14 protein-coding genes and 1 tRNA gene are annotated in these 15326 nt (G+C 39.9%); 8 read left to right on the forward strand and 7 right to left on the reverse strand.

The window, feature by feature from the left end; genetic code table 11:
• The first annotated feature begins 40 nt into the window (after positions 1 to 40).
• From idi to G564_RS0116060, 4 genes are all read left to right on the forward strand, one after another.
• Positions 41 to 559 (forward strand): isopentenyl-diphosphate Delta-isomerase, encoded by a 519-nt coding sequence (gene idi / locus G564_RS0116045; RefSeq protein ID WP_029038548.1) that lies wholly within the window; start codon positions 41 to 43, stop codon positions 557 to 559.
• Positions 556 to 966, forward strand: a complete 411-nt coding sequence (locus tag G564_RS0116050; protein WP_029038549.1) for a 6-pyruvoyl trahydropterin synthase family protein — start codon at positions 556 to 558, stop codon at positions 964 to 966. The genes idi and G564_RS0116050 overlap by 4 nt, the downstream gene beginning before the upstream one ends.
• A gap of 70 nt (positions 967 to 1036) precedes the next feature.
• On the forward strand, positions 1037 to 1303 hold the full coding sequence (locus G564_RS0116055; RefSeq protein WP_029038550.1) for a hypothetical protein: 267 nt from the start codon (positions 1037 to 1039) through the stop codon (positions 1301 to 1303).
• Positions 1304 to 1316: 13 nt separating this feature from the next.
• Positions 1317 to 1390 (forward strand) — tRNA-Thr (locus G564_RS0116060).
• A gap of 214 nt (positions 1391 to 1604) precedes the next feature.
• Here G564_RS0116060 and mqo read toward each other — a convergent pair.
• From mqo to G564_RS0116095, 6 genes are all read right to left on the reverse strand, one after another.
• Positions 1605 to 3110, reverse strand: coding sequence for a malate dehydrogenase (quinone) (gene mqo, locus G564_RS0116065; protein ID WP_029038551.1), 1506 nt, complete (start codon positions 3108 to 3110; stop codon positions 1605 to 1607).
• A gap of 133 nt (positions 3111 to 3243) precedes the next feature.
• Positions 3244 to 3981: a DUF4369 domain-containing protein gene (locus G564_RS0116075; RefSeq protein WP_029038552.1), complete on the reverse strand. Its 738-nt coding sequence runs from the start codon at positions 3979 to 3981 to the stop codon at positions 3244 to 3246.
• A 56-nt stretch (positions 3982 to 4037) separates the two neighbouring features.
• Positions 4038 to 5303: a DUF819 family protein gene (locus tag G564_RS0116080; RefSeq protein ID WP_029038553.1), complete on the reverse strand. Its 1266-nt coding sequence runs from the start codon at positions 5301 to 5303 to the stop codon at positions 4038 to 4040.
• Positions 5304 to 5363: 60 nt separating this feature from the next.
• Positions 5364 to 6176, reverse strand: a complete 813-nt coding sequence (locus G564_RS0116085) for a Cof-type HAD-IIB family hydrolase (RefSeq protein ID WP_029038554.1) — start codon at positions 6174 to 6176, stop codon at positions 5364 to 5366.
• The gene (locus G564_RS0116090) at positions 6173 to 7105 is read right to left on the reverse strand and encodes an alpha/beta hydrolase family protein (RefSeq protein WP_029038555.1); all 933 of its coding nucleotides are present in this window, start codon (positions 7103 to 7105) and stop codon (positions 6173 to 6175) included. The genes G564_RS0116085 and G564_RS0116090 overlap by 4 nt, the downstream gene beginning before the upstream one ends.
• The gene (locus G564_RS0116095; protein ID WP_156879276.1) at positions 7102 to 7584 is read right to left on the reverse strand and encodes a hypothetical protein; all 483 of its coding nucleotides are present in this window, start codon (positions 7582 to 7584) and stop codon (positions 7102 to 7104) included. Before G564_RS0116095 ends, G564_RS0116090 begins: the two co-directional genes overlap by 4 nt.
• A gap of 143 nt (positions 7585 to 7727) precedes the next feature.
• On the opposite strand from G564_RS0116095, the gene G564_RS0116100 reads away from it, so the two are divergent.
• Positions 7728 to 8507 carry a S1/P1 nuclease gene (locus G564_RS0116100; RefSeq protein ID WP_029038557.1) on the forward strand — a complete coding sequence of 260 codons (780 nt, stop codon included), beginning with the start codon at positions 7728 to 7730 and terminating at the stop codon, positions 8505 to 8507.
• Between the two features lie 204 nt (positions 8508 to 8711).
• The gene (locus tag G564_RS0116110) at positions 8712 to 10913 is read left to right on the forward strand and encodes a tetratricopeptide repeat-containing hybrid sensor histidine kinase/response regulator (protein WP_029038558.1); all 2202 of its coding nucleotides are present in this window, start codon (positions 8712 to 8714) and stop codon (positions 10911 to 10913) included.
• Between the two features lie 187 nt (positions 10914 to 11100).
• On the opposite strand, the gene htpG is transcribed toward G564_RS0116110, so the two are convergent.
• Entirely contained in the window at positions 11101 to 12987 is a 1887-nt protein-coding gene (htpG, locus tag G564_RS0116115) for a molecular chaperone HtpG (protein ID WP_029038559.1), read from the reverse strand.
• A 222-nt stretch (positions 12988 to 13209) separates the two neighbouring features.
• Between htpG and G564_RS0116120 the strand changes: the two genes are divergently transcribed.
• Positions 13210 to 13881: a TetR family transcriptional regulator C-terminal domain-containing protein gene (locus G564_RS0116120; RefSeq protein ID WP_029038560.1), complete on the forward strand. Its 672-nt coding sequence runs from the start codon at positions 13210 to 13212 to the stop codon at positions 13879 to 13881.
• Between the two features lie 83 nt (positions 13882 to 13964).
• On the forward strand, positions 13965 to 15272 hold the full coding sequence (locus G564_RS0116125) for an ABC1 kinase family protein (RefSeq protein WP_029038561.1): 1308 nt from the start codon (positions 13965 to 13967) through the stop codon (positions 15270 to 15272).
• Positions 15273 to 15326: the final 54 nt, after the last annotated feature.

A 15326-nucleotide genomic window follows, 5' to 3' on the forward strand; every position in this document is an offset into this window, starting at 1 on the left:
TTCCCGACTGATTTTGTACATTTGGAGTTCAATTTTTGCAATGAAAGAAGAACAAGTAATCCTGGTGAATGAAAAAGATGAGCAGATTGGGTTAATGCCCAAAATGGAAGCTCATGAAAAAGCATTGCTACACAGGGCTTTTTCGGTTTTTGTGTTCAATGACAGGAATGAGCTCATGATCCAGCGAAGGGCACTCGGTAAATATCATTCCCCGGGACTATGGACCAATACCTGCTGTAGCCATCAACGGGAAGGGGAAAGCAATATAGCTGCCGGAAAAAGAAGACTTCAGGAAGAAATGGGCTTTACTACAGATTTAAAGGAAACGGTTTCATTTATTTATAAAGCCCCTTTTGACAACGGGTTAACCGAACATGAATTTGACCATATTCTTGTAGGTTATTATAACGAGGAGCCCAACTTGAATCCCGAAGAAGCCGATGATTATAAATGGGTAGGTCTGGAAGAGTTAAAGGAGGATATGAAGAAAAATCCTGAGCTTTATACTGAATGGTTTAAGATTATCTTTGATAAATATTATAAACACATCCGGCAATGAAAGTAACGGTCCACAGGAAGGCTCATTTCAATGCTGCTCACCGGTTGCATCGCAGGGACTGGGATGAGGAAAAGAACAGGAAAGTCTTTGGTAAATGCAGCAATCCGCATTATCACGGACATAACTATGAACTTATAGTTGCAGTGACAGGAGAGATCAATGAAGAGACTGGCTTTGTAATGGACCTTAAGGATCTTAAAGAGCTTATATACCAGAAGATCGAACTTGCTTTTGACCACAAGAATCTCAATGAAGAAGTTCCGGAATTTAAGGAACTCAATCCTACTGCCGAGAATATTTCTGTGATAATCTGGAGAAAGTTGAGGTCTGAACTGGGTTTACACCTTGATCTGGAGGTTACTTTATATGAAACTCCCAGAAATTTTGTGACTTACAGAGGGGAGTAATTTTTTTTCAAATTAGTGTTCTTTGAATCGGGAAATAACGTAAATTCGCTGCTGAAAAATTTGTGAAGCGATGGCGAACAGAAGAACATTAAAAAGAGATATCAATTACGTTTTTGGAGATATTATCGAGGCGGCTTACCTGCATCAGATAACTCATCCTAAAGAAGATCCTGCAAAATCTGAAGAGATCGTTGAAGAGGCAATTTCAGAATTTGATGAATTGATCGGTAAGATGAACCAAAAAGATGTTGAGAATAGAAAGCAGCATTTTAAAGGAATAGAAAATGAATTCGAGGCTAAGGCCAGAGATCTTGTAGAAAAAATAAACGCTCTGTAGATACAGAGTCTTTGCCGATGTAGCTCAGCTGGCTAGAGCAGCTGATTTGTAATCAGCAGGTCGTGGGTTCGAGTCCCTCCATCGGCTCAAAAAAAGCTTCCTTTTCGGAAGCTTTTTTTATTCAAAGTTCAAAATTCAAGGTTCAAAAAATTTCTTCCGCTTACTGCCGCCACTATTCACTGCGCGGTTCTTACCGTATCCTAATTAAGAATTAGTTCCGGTTTTTCTGAAATTCTTTTTATTTTTTTAATCTCAAATCTCAAATCTCAAATCTCAAATCTCAAATCTCATGTCTCAAATCTTAATGAAGCACATCAAGTTTCAGAAGTTCTGAAGCTTCTGCCTGTACCTTTTTAAATTCAGTTTCGTAATTACGAATATCTCTGTTCCAAAAAGGGACCATTAGGTCAAGTTTTTTTTGCCATTGGGTGGAAGCCAGTTTTTCAGGAAAAACGATCTCAAGTACTTCCAGCATGATCTTCACCGAAACCGATGCTCCGGGAGAAGCCCCAAGCAGAGCTGTAATAGAACCATCCCTGCTGTTAATAACATCTGTCCCAAATTCAAGAACTCCACCTTGTTCCTGGTCCCTTTTTATGATCTGTACTCTTTGGCCCGCGACCTGCAGCTCCCAATCTTCAGGCTTTGCATCTTTTATAAAGATCCGCAGTTCTTCTATTCTGTCTTGATGGGTCATACTAACCTGTTCAATGAGATATTTTGTAAGGTCCAGATTGTGCCAAAAAACTCCCCACATTGACGGAAGATTGCTTAGGTTGAGAGATCTTGGAAGGTCTGTTCTTGAACCTTCTTTAAGGAATTTTGTACTGAAGCCTGCAAAGGGACCAAACATCAATTCCTTCTTTCCGTCTATATAACGTGTGTCAAGATGAGGAACAGACATTGGAGGCGAACCCACTTCGGCTTTGCTGTACACTTTTCCAGAATGCTGCTTTATAAGTTCTTCGTTTTTACAGAATAACCACTGTCCGCTAATAGGAAATCCGCCGTAACCGTGTTTGGCATCAATTTCTACCCTTTGGAGCAGGGGCAGAGCACCACCTCCGGCACCTATAAATACATTTTTTGCATCATAATAGGTTTTATCCCCGGTATTAAGATCCTGTATTTCTGCCAGCCATTTGTCTTTGCGTCCCGGATCGATGTCCAGAACTTCATGTTCGAGAAGTACCGGAACATCGAAAGTTTCCCGAAGAATGGCAAAGATCTTTCGGGTTAAAGCTCCAAAGTTAACCCCTGTCCCTAGTTCCATTCTTGTAGCAGCCAGTTTTTCGTCTTTGGAACGTTCATTCATGATCAAAGGAAACCAGGATTTCATTATGTCATGGTCCTCTGTATATTTCATGCTCTCAAACATAAAATGAGAGTTCATGGCTTCAAAACGATCTTTTAAAAATTTGACATTTTTTTCTCCGGGCACCCAGGCGTGATGTGGAATACTGTTGATGAATTCATCCGGATTATGAAGCATTCCGACCTTTACAAGATATGACCAGAACTGCTTGGAAATTTCGAATTCCTCAAATATTCTTACGGCCTTAGAGGTATCAATGCTTCCATCTACTTTTCGGGGAGTATAATTCAGTTCGCAAAAAGCTGAATGTCCTGTACCCGCATTATTTTCTGCAGCCGAACTCTCCAGCGCAACTTCATCCAGTTTTTCAAAAATTACAATTTTGAGATCCGGTTCCAGGATTTTCAGCATAAGTGCCAGAGTTGCACTCATAATTCCTCCGCCGACGCATATAAAGTCATACTCCCTGTTAATCTCAAAATTCTTTTTCATGGTTCTGCTTTGCCACAAAATAAGAATTCTGAAAAAAAGGTATTCCTAATGAACTACTAAAGCTGTTTAAAATGCCCTTAAATAAAAATCCCGCCGGGTAGGGCGGGATAATATATTCTGACATCTTTTAGGATCAGGATTCCTGATTGGAAGAAGTTGAATTGCTTTTTTCCATTTCTCTTCTTTCCTCGAGGAACTCCTCAAGACTTTTTCCATAATATGATTCCTTAATTTCCGGGGTAAGTGAGGAATAAATGGTATCAAGATATTTCAAGTTAGCATCAAAAATTTCAGAGATTGCGAGGTAGGGAGCTATCTCCCTGTCATTGTTATTCAGCGCAAAATTCACTGTGTACAGATATCTTCTTTTAATTAAGCTTTCGAATTCTTTATTCGTAGAGTCCAGTGTCTCATTATCTTCGAGCTGCTGGGCTTCAATATTCTTTTGGATAAGCTCAAGATTCCTGGTATTGAAACGCTGCATCATGGCTTCATATTCCATTAGCTTTTTTTGATTCTCGGAACCTTCGACCACAACATCCCCTTCAAAATTTTTGAGAGTGGTATTAACGATCATCTTTCCCGGTTCGGCAAAGAATAAAATTCTGTCATTATAATTACTATTATCCTTTTTATTGAGATACAGGTACATTACCTGCGGGCTTTCAATAAAGGTTTTAAAAGTGAAATTTTCATTCCCTTTTATAATCACGCTGTCAATTGTTACAAGCGTAGTATCTTCTATTTTCTGAAGAAAAATGGTCCCTTTTTTAAGTCCCTGTACCTTGCCCTGTATTTCAAGGTTAGTCTGTTCACCGGAGCAGGCAACAATCAGGGATAGTAAAAGAATAAATAATCCGAATCTTTTCATGTTTTGTGTTGAGGTATAAATGCGCGCAAAGATGCTAAAAATTTAGGTTTTGAAGCTTATCCGCCGGCGGCCATTTGCATAAGAATTGTACTTAATATAGCACCATAGGTTCCTACTACATAGCCAAAGACTGCAAGCAATACTCCCACTGTTGCCAGGGAAGGGTGGAAAGCTGCGGCCACAACCGGGGCAGAGGCTGCACCTCCAACATTGGCCTGGCTGCCTACAGCAAGAAAGAAGTAAGGCGCTTTAATTATTTTTGCTACGAGAACGAGCAGGCCGGCGTGTATTGACATCCACACCAAACCAATAGCAATAAGTCCGGGATTATCAAAAACCATCGTTAGATCCATTTTCATTCCGATAGTAGCTACCAGAAAATATATAAATACACTTCCCAACTTACTGGCTCCCGCACCTTCATATTCTTTTGCCCGGGTGAAGGAAAGAATGATACCAACAGCTGTGGCAATAGAGATCATCCAGAAAAAATTTGATGAGAAGGAGGAGAGAGCAGATTTATTATCGCTGAAGACCTCATAATTTGCAGAAAGATAGGAGGAAATACCATCGGCTCCCCAGTGTGCAAAGCCAACTGCTCCAAAAGCTAAAGCCAGCATAATCATTAGATCTGCAAGGGAAGGATTTCTGGTCACACTTTCGGCATAAGCGGTAACTTTCTTTTTAAGGTTTTCTATTGCTGTATTATCGGCCTGCAACCACCTGTCAATCTTTTCACTTTTTCCGATACCCATAAGCAGTACCGCCATCAAAAGGTTAGCGACTACGATATCAACAAGCACCATTCCTCCGTAAAGGTCAGGATTGTATTCAAATATCTCGAGCATGGCAGCCTGGTTGGCGCCACCACCAATCCAGCTACCGGCAAGAGTTGACAAACCACGCCATACAGCATCGGGACCGACTCCTCCAACCGTTTCCGGAGAAAAAATGGATATAAGAAGAATAGCTAAAGGTCCTCCAATGATAATCCCTATTGTCCCGGTAAAGAACATAATTAGCGCCTTAGGTCCCAGGTTAAAAATTGCCTTAAGATCAATGCTCAGGGTCATTAAAACAAGAGAGGCCGGCAGGAGGTATCGGCTGGCAACGTAATAAAGGCGGGAAGTTTCATCGGAAATAATATTCAGAGAATTAAATATAGCCGGAAGAAGGTAACACATTAATAAAGCCGGTACTACCTTGTAAAATTTATACCAAAACCCTTTCTGTTTGGAAGAGGTAAAGAATACAAAACCAAGAGAAAGCATCAATACTCCGAGTACTATCGCGTCGTTGGTAAAGAGGGGGGGATTTTCCATATATAGCCTTTAAGGCCGGCAAAATACAATTTTTAGCAGTGTCTTAAAAATTTATTAAAATCAGAAAAGGTTAAAAAGTTCCTGCCGGCTAATCGCCACCCCATCTTCTTTTCCGTGCCCGGTGATCTTTTTAGCTATCTTAAGAATTTTCGGTTTGGCATTTCCCACGGCGATACCCATACCAACTGCCTTAAGCATTTCATAATCATTAAAATTATCTCCAAATGCTATACTTTCCTGAAGGTTGAAGTTAAAATGGGAATCCAGTAAAACTTTTATGGCTGTAAGTTTAGATACTTCCTTATTCGCTATTTCAAGGTAAGTGTCTTTCGAACGATACAGGTGCAGGTGGTTTTTATAATTGCTGAAGAGGAATTTTTCAAGTGCATCAATAATATCAGGCTCACCCATAGCCTGAATCTTGTGAGCTCCTTTTCCTGATTTTTTCCAATCCCGGAGAACCTCTCCGACCGGTTTTACCTGCGGAATAACTTTAGTATTGTTCTGTTCTCTTTTTGCCCAAAAATCCATTTGGGGAACATACCATTCAGTATCATTAAAAAGGCTGAGGTGGCACCCGAAATTCTTATTGAAAGTGTGTAATTTCCATATGGTCTCCCATGGAATTTCAGTGGAGCTTACAGTCTCTCCGTTCACAATAACCTGCCCTCCATTATAGCAAATTAGCGGTTGATGACCAATATGCAGTTCCTCCTGCAGGTGTTGCATAGCCTGCGGCATTCGGGATGAAATAAGAACAACGGGTACCTGCTTTTGAAGCTTGCGAATTACGCGCAGGGTTAGAGGAGAAAGCTCTCTGTCCTTGTTTAATAAAGTTCCGTCAATGTCTGAGAATACAATTTTATAATTCATTCAATGCTTCGTACAAATTCTACCAGTTGAGGTATCAATTCCGGGTGCAGGGGTTGTCCCGGTTCATTATAAGACTTATTGTTCATTAGGTCATCCCCCTCTATTTTTCGAAGGATGTGGTTCATGTTTTCAAAAAGTGCCAGTTGTGCTTTGGGATAAGCATGTTTTAGAAGTTCTGCTTCTGTTTCACTGACCTGGAGGTCGTTAGTGCCGTTAATTATAAGTACAGGTATATCAAGACTGGAAATTTCTTCCTGTGGGTGATATTTCATCCAGGACAGGATAAAGGGCTGAACCGAAGGGCGAAAAATAGACTCCAGTACCGGATTATAACTTGAGGTGCTACCATGGCTCCTCAATTCAGAAAAAGCCTGCTGCACATTTTCTTTCAGGCCCGGCAATTGCGCTGCTACCTGTGTTGTCAAAACCGAATCAATGGGTTGGGCAAGGCCGGCGACAGAAATAAAAGCATCTGCACGATCTTTTGCAGCAATCATTCCTACGAGAGATCCCTGACTGTGACCCAGAACTATGATTTTGGAAAAATCAGGTTCAGTCTTAAAATGGTCTATGGCAGTGATTGCATCGGTAACGAAGTCATCAAACCTCATGTCCTGTTCCTTAATTCCCAGCCGCTGCACCTGAAAGATCCTTTTATCATAGCGATAACTCGCAATGCCTTCTTCTGCAAGGGCATGAGCAAGTTTCTTCAATGCGTCGTTTTTTAAAAAAGATTGATTACCATCGCGGTCTGTAGGCCCCGATCCCTGTAAAATTAAGACCAAAGGTGCTTTCTCATTATTTCCGGGAGTAACGAGAGTACCCTTGATATATTCATTAATATCGAGACCGACAGATTGATAGTTGTTTTCCTGTGCTGCACTTATAGAACAGACCAATAATAGTAGGACAAAAATGCTGTTTTTCATGTTTTTCTATATAGGTTAATGATGTCTTCGGCAGCCCGGGGCCGCTGAGTTCCAATGAGAAAGTTTCCGCTATTGTAGGTCTTGATCTGGATGCCATCTGTACCGTAAATATGGTAAGCTTTGTCCATAGTTCCTAATCCGCGAATGCCCCAGCCTCCATATTCTTTTCTGGCATTCACTTTTCGTACATGACATTTCTCTATCTCACTCCAGTTAAAAAACTTTTTGGTGAACCCAAAGGGTTGGAATTGTGTTGTTATCCCTGTTTTATCAATCCTTGTCTCAAGGCGTAGGTATGCGAGTGCGAAAACTACAGGCATGGTGATTGCCAGACTAATGAGGGAAACAATAACCGCCGTATCTTCATGTGCCTTTAAAGTCGCATAATAGGCAGTGCCTACGACAATGACAATTATGGCAAGCATGAACATTAACAACCACCATCTTTTGACAAATTGCTTCTCCTGAAAGATTTTCATAACCTGATTTTAACCTTCGGAAAGTTACAATTTCCCCCGTGTACACACAACTTTCCAAAAATGTAAAAATTAGGCAGGATTTTTGAAAAACACGGAAAAACCTCCTCCTTTTTCTATCTTTGAGGACATAAAAATTTACACACATGAAAATTTACTTTTTGGCTGCAGCCTTTCTTCTTTCTTCTTTCAGTTTTGCTTCTGAAGGTGACTGGGGTAGAACCGGCCATCGTGCTACCGGCGAAGTGGCAGAGCAGCATCTTACAAAAAAAGCAAAACAAAAGGTTCGTGAGATCCTGGATGGACAAAATCTCGCTTTTGTATCAACTTACGCAGATGATATAAAAAGTGATCCTGCATACCGCAAACATAATCCGTGGCATTATGTGAACCTGGAGCCTGGAGAAACCCAATACACTGCTGAAAAAGCAAATCCCGATGGAGATCTTATCTATGCGATTAATAAAAGCATTGAAGTTTTGAAGGATAAAAATGCATCCCGTGAGGATAAAGCTTTCTTTCTTAAGATGCTGGTCCATTTCGTCGGAGACCTACACCAGCCATTGCACGCCGGTCGTGGAGAAGATAAAGGTGGTAATGATATCCAGGTGAGATGGTTTGGGCAAGGTTCTAACCTTCATCGTGTTTGGGATAGCGGTATGATCAATGACTTCCAGATGAGCTACACAGAATTAGCTCATAATTCAGATGAACTAACAAAAGAAGAGATTAGGAGAATTCAGCAGGGATCTGTTCTGGACTGGATGTATGAATCCAAAGCTTTAGCCAATAAAGTCTATGATTCTGCAGAAGTAGGAGAAAAACTTGGTTATGAATATATGTATAAATGGTTTCCGGTAGTTCACGATCAACTTCAGAAGGGTGGTTTAAGACTGGCTAAAATCCTCAATGGTATTTTTGCATAGATTGCTAATTATAAAATATTCTGGAAAGCCTGAACGAAAGTTCAGGCTTTTTCTTTGAGAGTTACTTTTTCTTTGAGAGTTACTGTCTGTAATGATGTTAATAAACTTTTATAAAATTTATTACGATAATCTTTTTTTTCTTGCATAAGACGCTAAAAATAAATAATTTGCAGCGCCCTATGTTACGAACTTAACCGTCATAATTTGAGAAAAAACTACCTCTTAAATGTTATTGGTGTTCTATTTTGTTTTTCAGTGGCGGGCCAGAACCCTCCTGAAACTTACAAAGACAGTACCTATAAATTAGCTAAGGCAGCCGGTGAAGCTCTGGGAAGTTATGATTTCAATAATTCCATTGGGCAATCTCTTCAACTGATAGAACTTGCGTCTAAAAGAGATGATTATCACCAGTTAAACCATGGATATAATCTTCTTGGGATCACTTATGAAATGCTGGAAGATACTATAAGAGCAAAAGAGAATTATCTCAAAGCTCTGGAATATGCACGGTCCAGTCAAAATGATACTTTATTATGGTACGCCTATAATAATCTGGGCAACATTTATTCTTCAAATAAAAATACTGTTAGCAAAGGACTGGATTATTACCAGAGAGCCATTGATATAGTATCTAAAGATCCGGGACAGGCTCAGACCTATACTCCTGTGGTAAATATTGCATGGACCTATCTCGAGAACAATATGGGTGACAGGGCTTTTCCCTACCTGGAAAAAGCATCAAAGATGCTGGAAGAAGAGAAAGAGGTAACTGCAGTTGATCGTAGCAATATTAATACGCTGTATGGTATGTATCACTCAGGTAAAAATGATTTTGCTACCTCGAGAAAATATTTTGATCAGGGAATTTCAATTGCAGAAAAAGATTCCCTTATAGTTGAAGCTTCTTTTGCTTTTGAGGAATTTGCCAAAATGCTTCAGAAGAGTGGAAATTCACATGAGGCATATGCAGCGCTTCAGCAGCATCAGGAGTACAGGGAACAAATATTCTCCATGGAAAAAAATTTGCAGCGGGAGGCAGTATATGAACGTTTTCAAACCGAAGAGTTTAAAAAAGATCTCGAGGCGGCAAGACAGGAGCAGCTGTATAAAGATCAGGTGCTGGAAAAAACCCAGCAACTTTCTGCAATAATGGTGATCTCGCTGGTGGTCATGTTTTTCTTCCTGGTGCTATTATTCCGGAATAACCGGATAAGAAAAAAACTAATAGGACAACTTAAAGACAAGAATATTGAATTAAAGGCAGCGAAAGATGAAGCAGAACGCCTGTCCAGTCTTAAAACCAGATTTTTTTCTACAGTGAGTCACGAGCTGCGGACTCCCCTGTATGGAGTAGTGGGTTTAGCATCTCTATTACTTGAAGAGAATCGCAATAAGGAGCAGGAAGAAGATCTTAGATCCTTAAAATTTTCTGCAGATTATCTTTTGGCGTTGATCAATGATGTTCTTCAAATGAATAAAATGGAATCTAATTTGGTTCACCTTGAGAACAGCACCTTTAATATCAACGATCTTTTCAACGGGATTGTTAAAACTTTTGAGACCACAAGGAATAATAAATGTGTGGATATCGAACTCGATGTTGATCCCAACATACCTTATCTGGTTGGGGATTCGATGAGGCTTTCTCAAATCATGATGAACCTGCTCGGGAACGCCGTAAAATTTACCGAGAAAGGAAAAGTGTGGATCAAGGCAAAAAATCTTTACTGTGAAGAGGGAAGTTGCAGGATTTATTTCGAGGTGGGAGATACAGGAATTGGTATCCCGCAAAATAAAATAGAAGAGATCTTTGAGGAGTTTTCCCAGTTGAAGATACAGAACCTTAGCTATCAGGGAACCGGATTAGGCTTGCCTATAGTGAAAAAGCTTTTAGCTCTTTTCAATTCAGAAATAAAGGTTTCCAGTGTGGAGGGGCAGGGATCTGTATTTAGTTTTGAAATTCTGTTCGAACAAGGTGCAGCAACTGAAAGTATAAAACATCTTGAAGTTGAAGCTCCGAAAAATATACCTTCTCTTGTGAGGAAGGTGCTTATAGTGGATGATAACCGTATTAACCAGGTGGTTACCCAAAGAATTCTTGAGAAAAAAGATTTTGAATGCCAGTTAGCTTCCAGTGGGGAAGAAGCGCTTGAAATTTTAAAAGCTCAGGAGATGGATTTGATCCTGATGGATGTGAATATGCCCGGGATGAATGGAATGGAAACCACCATGAAAATCAGGGAATTCAATCGGGAAGTGCCGGTGATAGCTTTAACTGCCGTAGAAGTGGGAGAAATGAGGGAGGAGATATTAAAAGCCGGAATGAATGACATCATCAACAAGCCTTACGATATACCAAAGTTCTTCAGTACCATCTTCAGGAATATGCTGCAACCGGTAGCGTAGCCGCCTTCGGCCGTCTTGGGTTCAAAGTTCAAAGTTCAAAGTTCAAGATTCAGGATTCAAGATTAAAGGCTCCACCTCATTCTTCTAGACTCATACTTTAACTCGTACTTCTAACTTCTAATTTATCTCAATAAAAAAAGCCGCTTCACCGATTTGTGGGAAGCGGCTTTTTTATAACTATCAAATTTTACTTGATCATCTCAAAGCTTCTCTTAATAAAGGAGGTCAGTTCTTCTCCTTTCAAGAGGTTCTGGGAAAGACGTGCAAGATCGAGGGATTGCTTTATTAATCTTTCCTGTTTCTTTTCGGTTTTGGTGTTGAGGATCTCAGTAATAAGTGGATGGTTGGTATTTACCACCAGGTTATACATCTCGGGCATGTTGCCCATTCCAAACATTCCGCCGCCGCCGGTTTGTTGCATTTCCTTCATTCTTCTCATAAACTCGGGTTGAGTTATAATAAGAGGGGCTGCATTACTATCCATTGATTCCAGTTGGACAGTATATTTTTCTTTAGGAATTACTTTTTCAAAGTCGGCTTTTAGCTTTTCCTTTTCCTCTTCGTTAAGCTTAGAGATCTTCTCTTCATCTTTTTTAATGAGATTGTCTACATGATCTGCATCTACGCGTGCAAAAGATACTTTCTCTTCTCCCATTTCAAGTTTTTGAAGTAGGTGAGATACAATTGGAGAATCCAGAAGCAGTACTTCATAACCTTTTTCCTTAGCTGCCTCTATGTAGCTGTGTTGATCATCTTTATTTGAAGCATAAAGGATCACTCTGTTTCCATCCTTGTCGGTTTGATTATCCTTGATCTTTTCAATAAACTCCTCAAAAGTGAAATAGTTATCATCTACAGTTGGATATAAAGCAAAGTCTTTAGCTTTCTCAAAGAATTTATCTTCAGATAACATTCCGTATTCAATGACGATCTTGATATCATTCCATTTCTTTTCAAAATCCTCACGATTATTGTTAAACAGAGACTTCAGTTTATCTGCAACCTTCCGGGTGATATAACTGGATATCTTTTTTACGGCTCCGTCTGCCTGCAGGTAAGAACGAGAAACGTTCAGCGGGATATCGGGAGAATCAATTACACCGCGTAGCATGGTTAGGAATTCTGGTACTATTCCTTCCACATTGTCTGTGACAAATACCTGATTTTGATAGAGCTGTATCTTATCCTTCTGAATGTTCATATCCTGAGACATCTTTGGGAAATACAGAATTCCGGTAAGATTGAACGGATAATCTACATTAAGGTGGATATGGAACAAAGGCTCTTCGAATTGCATAGGGTAAAGTTCCCTATAGAACTCCTTGTAGTCCTTATCCTCCTGATCTGTCGGCTGCTTTGTCCAGGCAGGATTGGTATTGTTGACAATATTGTCTACCGTCTTTGTTTCGGGTTTTGCATCCTCCGGTGCATCTTCCGGTAATTCAAGAGTTTCTTCACGTGTTCCAAACTTGATAGGAATTGGCATAAACTTGTTGTACTTCACAAGCAGTTGCTCAATCCTGTTCTCTTCAAGAAATTCCTTATCATCTTCATTGATGTGAAGAATAATGTCTGTACCATGCGTTTTTTTGTCGGCCTCTTCCAGAGTAAACTCGGTGGTACCTTCACACACCCAGTGCGCTGCAGGCTCATCTTTATATGATTTGGTAATGATCTCTACCTTGTTCGCAACCATAAAGGCCGAATAGAATCCAAGTCCAAAATGACCAATGATCCCACTGTCTTTAGCAGAATCCTTATATTTTTCTAAAAATTCTTCAGCGCCCGAAAATGCTACCTGATTGATATATTTTTCAACCTCTTCTTTAGTCATTCCAATTCCCTGGTCGCTGATGATTAGTTGCTTCTTCTCCTTATCGATCTTAACTTCGATGACAGGATTGCCATATTCTACCTTAGCCTCACCAATAGTCGCAAGGTGTTTTAATTTAAGGGTAGCATCTGTGGCGTTGGAGATCAATTCCCGTAAAAAGATCTCGTGATCACTGTATAAAAACTTCTTTATTAAAGGAAAGATGTTTTCAACAGATACATTAATGTTTCCGGTTGCCATATATTTTGGTTTATTAAAATTTTACGTTCCCCCAGAGAAGTCAAAAAAAGTACCAAGTCACCGGCGCTGACAAACTGACAGCGATTGGTAATTATTTCGAAGTTTTACCGACTACTTCTGCGACTTCCGATATGTCAGAAAACATTTAACAGGTTATTGTTTAAGTTTTAATACAAAAATATAAACAATATTTGTAGATTTGAAATATTAAAGAAAAAGAAAATGGCCAAAGTAAAGCAGAAAACTCAGAGTAACAATGAACTTTCTAAAGACAGACTCATAGAGCTGTATATGAACTATGTATTGGAAAATGAAGAAGAGCCGGGAACAGTTTACAAATTTTGTAAAGAAAATGATATTACAGAAGCTGAATTTTATAATTTCTTCGGAAGCTTTGACGGGTTGAAAAAAGGGATCTGGGAACGATTTTTTGAACACACTCTCGGTGTGATGCAAAGCAGTAAAGAGTATATGGCTTTTAATAACCGGGAGAAAATGCTCACCCTATACTATACCTTTTTTGAAATGCTCACTGCGAATCGAAGCTATGTGCTGTTTACTCTTAAAAATGAGGGGCCCATGCTCAAGAATGCCGGGCAGTTAAAAGGACTGCGAAAAGAAGTCAAAAATTATACTGCAGAGCTCATTCGCCAGGGGAACGAAGAGAAACAGGCGAAAATTCTTAAAAGATCTGAAACAATATTTTCTGAGGCAGCATGGGTGCAGCTCATGTTCCTTATCAAATTCTGGATGGACGATAATTCCCCGCAATTTGAAAGTACAGATGTGGCTATCGAGAAATCTGTCAATACTGTTTTTGATCTTTTTGAGAACACTCCTTTAGAAAGCGTTCTCGATCTGGGAAAATTTCTCTGGAAAGAAAAGATGGCGTAAAATTAATTCCTGATGCATCAGGATAATGCCCGAGGCCGATTTACCCCCTACTACTCCGGGCCCCGGGCTTTTATAAGAAGCAAATGAAAACTATAGATAAAATTCCTACCGGCAAAATTGGTCGAACGGGAAAGATGGTACAGACCGGAATAAAGGTTGGAGGTAATTACCTTAAGTACTACTCAAAAAAGGCACTTAACGGGGAGCCTTCCCGTGAAGAACTGGATGAAAGTAATGCAGAGGATATTTATAACGGACTAAAAAGCCTTAAGGGAAGTGCGTTGAAAGTTGCGCAAATGCTCTCTATGGAAAAGAGCCTTTTACCTAATGCCTATGTCGAAAAATTCAGTCTTGCGCAATTCAGTGTTCCGCCACTTTCTGCCCCCCTGGTAAGGAAGACCTTTAAAAAATACCATGGGCAATATCCCGATGAACTTTTTGACAAATTTAATCTTGAATCTGTTAATGCAGCGAGTATCGGTCAGGTGCATAGAGCTACCAAGGATGGAAAGGAACTGGCTGTTAAGATACAATATCCCGGAGTGGCCGATAGTATTAGTTCAGATCTTGCAATGGTCAAGCCAATCGCCATCAAAATGTTTAACCTGCAGGGAAAAGATTCTGAAAGATATTTTAAGGAGGTGGAGGGTAAGCTGCTGGAAGAAACAGATTATCTACTGGAAGTGAAGCAGAGCATAGAGATCTCCAAAGCCTGCAGTCACATTCCTCACCTTAAATTTCCTGAATATTACCCGTCCCTTTCCAGCGAAAGGATCATTACCATGGATTGGATGGAAGGCTTGCACTTGAGAGATTTTGCCAGACAGAATAAAGATCAGGACACAGCAAATAAACTGGGACAGGCATTATGGGATTTTTACATGTACCAGATGCATATTCTTAAGGCAGTACATGCAGATCCTCATCCCGGTAACTTTTTAGTGGACGAAAAGACAAATTTAATTGCCATTGATTTTGGCTGTATTAAGCAAGTGCCCCAGGATTTTTACAAGCCTTATTTTGAGTTGGCCGATAAAGATAAGATCAATGATCCTGGAATTTTTAATGCAAAACTCTTTGAGCTGGAGATTCTGAGAAAAGAGGATTCTGAAAAAGAGATCGAATTTTTCTCAGAATTATTTTACCAAATGCTTAGCCTGTTTACAGCTCCTTTTCAGGGGGAAGAATTTGATTTTTCAGATGAAGGCTTCTGGACTTCGATCACTACATTGAGCGAGAAGTACAGCAAAGACCAGGAATTGAGAAAAATGAACGGCAACCGGGGAAGCAAACATTTTCTCTACATCAACCGTACTTTCTTTGGTCTTTTTAACCTGTTGCATGATCTTGGTGCCACAGTGAAGATCAATAACTTCAGGCAATACTCCTGATCGGGTTAAAATTTTCAGAATAAATACACCGGGATCTTACGTCCCGGTTTTTTG

Source organism: Salinimicrobium xinjiangense DSM 19287 (assembly GCF_000423585.1).
In the GTDB taxonomy this organism is placed as follows: Bacteria; Bacteroidota; Bacteroidia; order Flavobacteriales; family Flavobacteriaceae; genus Salinimicrobium; species Salinimicrobium xinjiangense.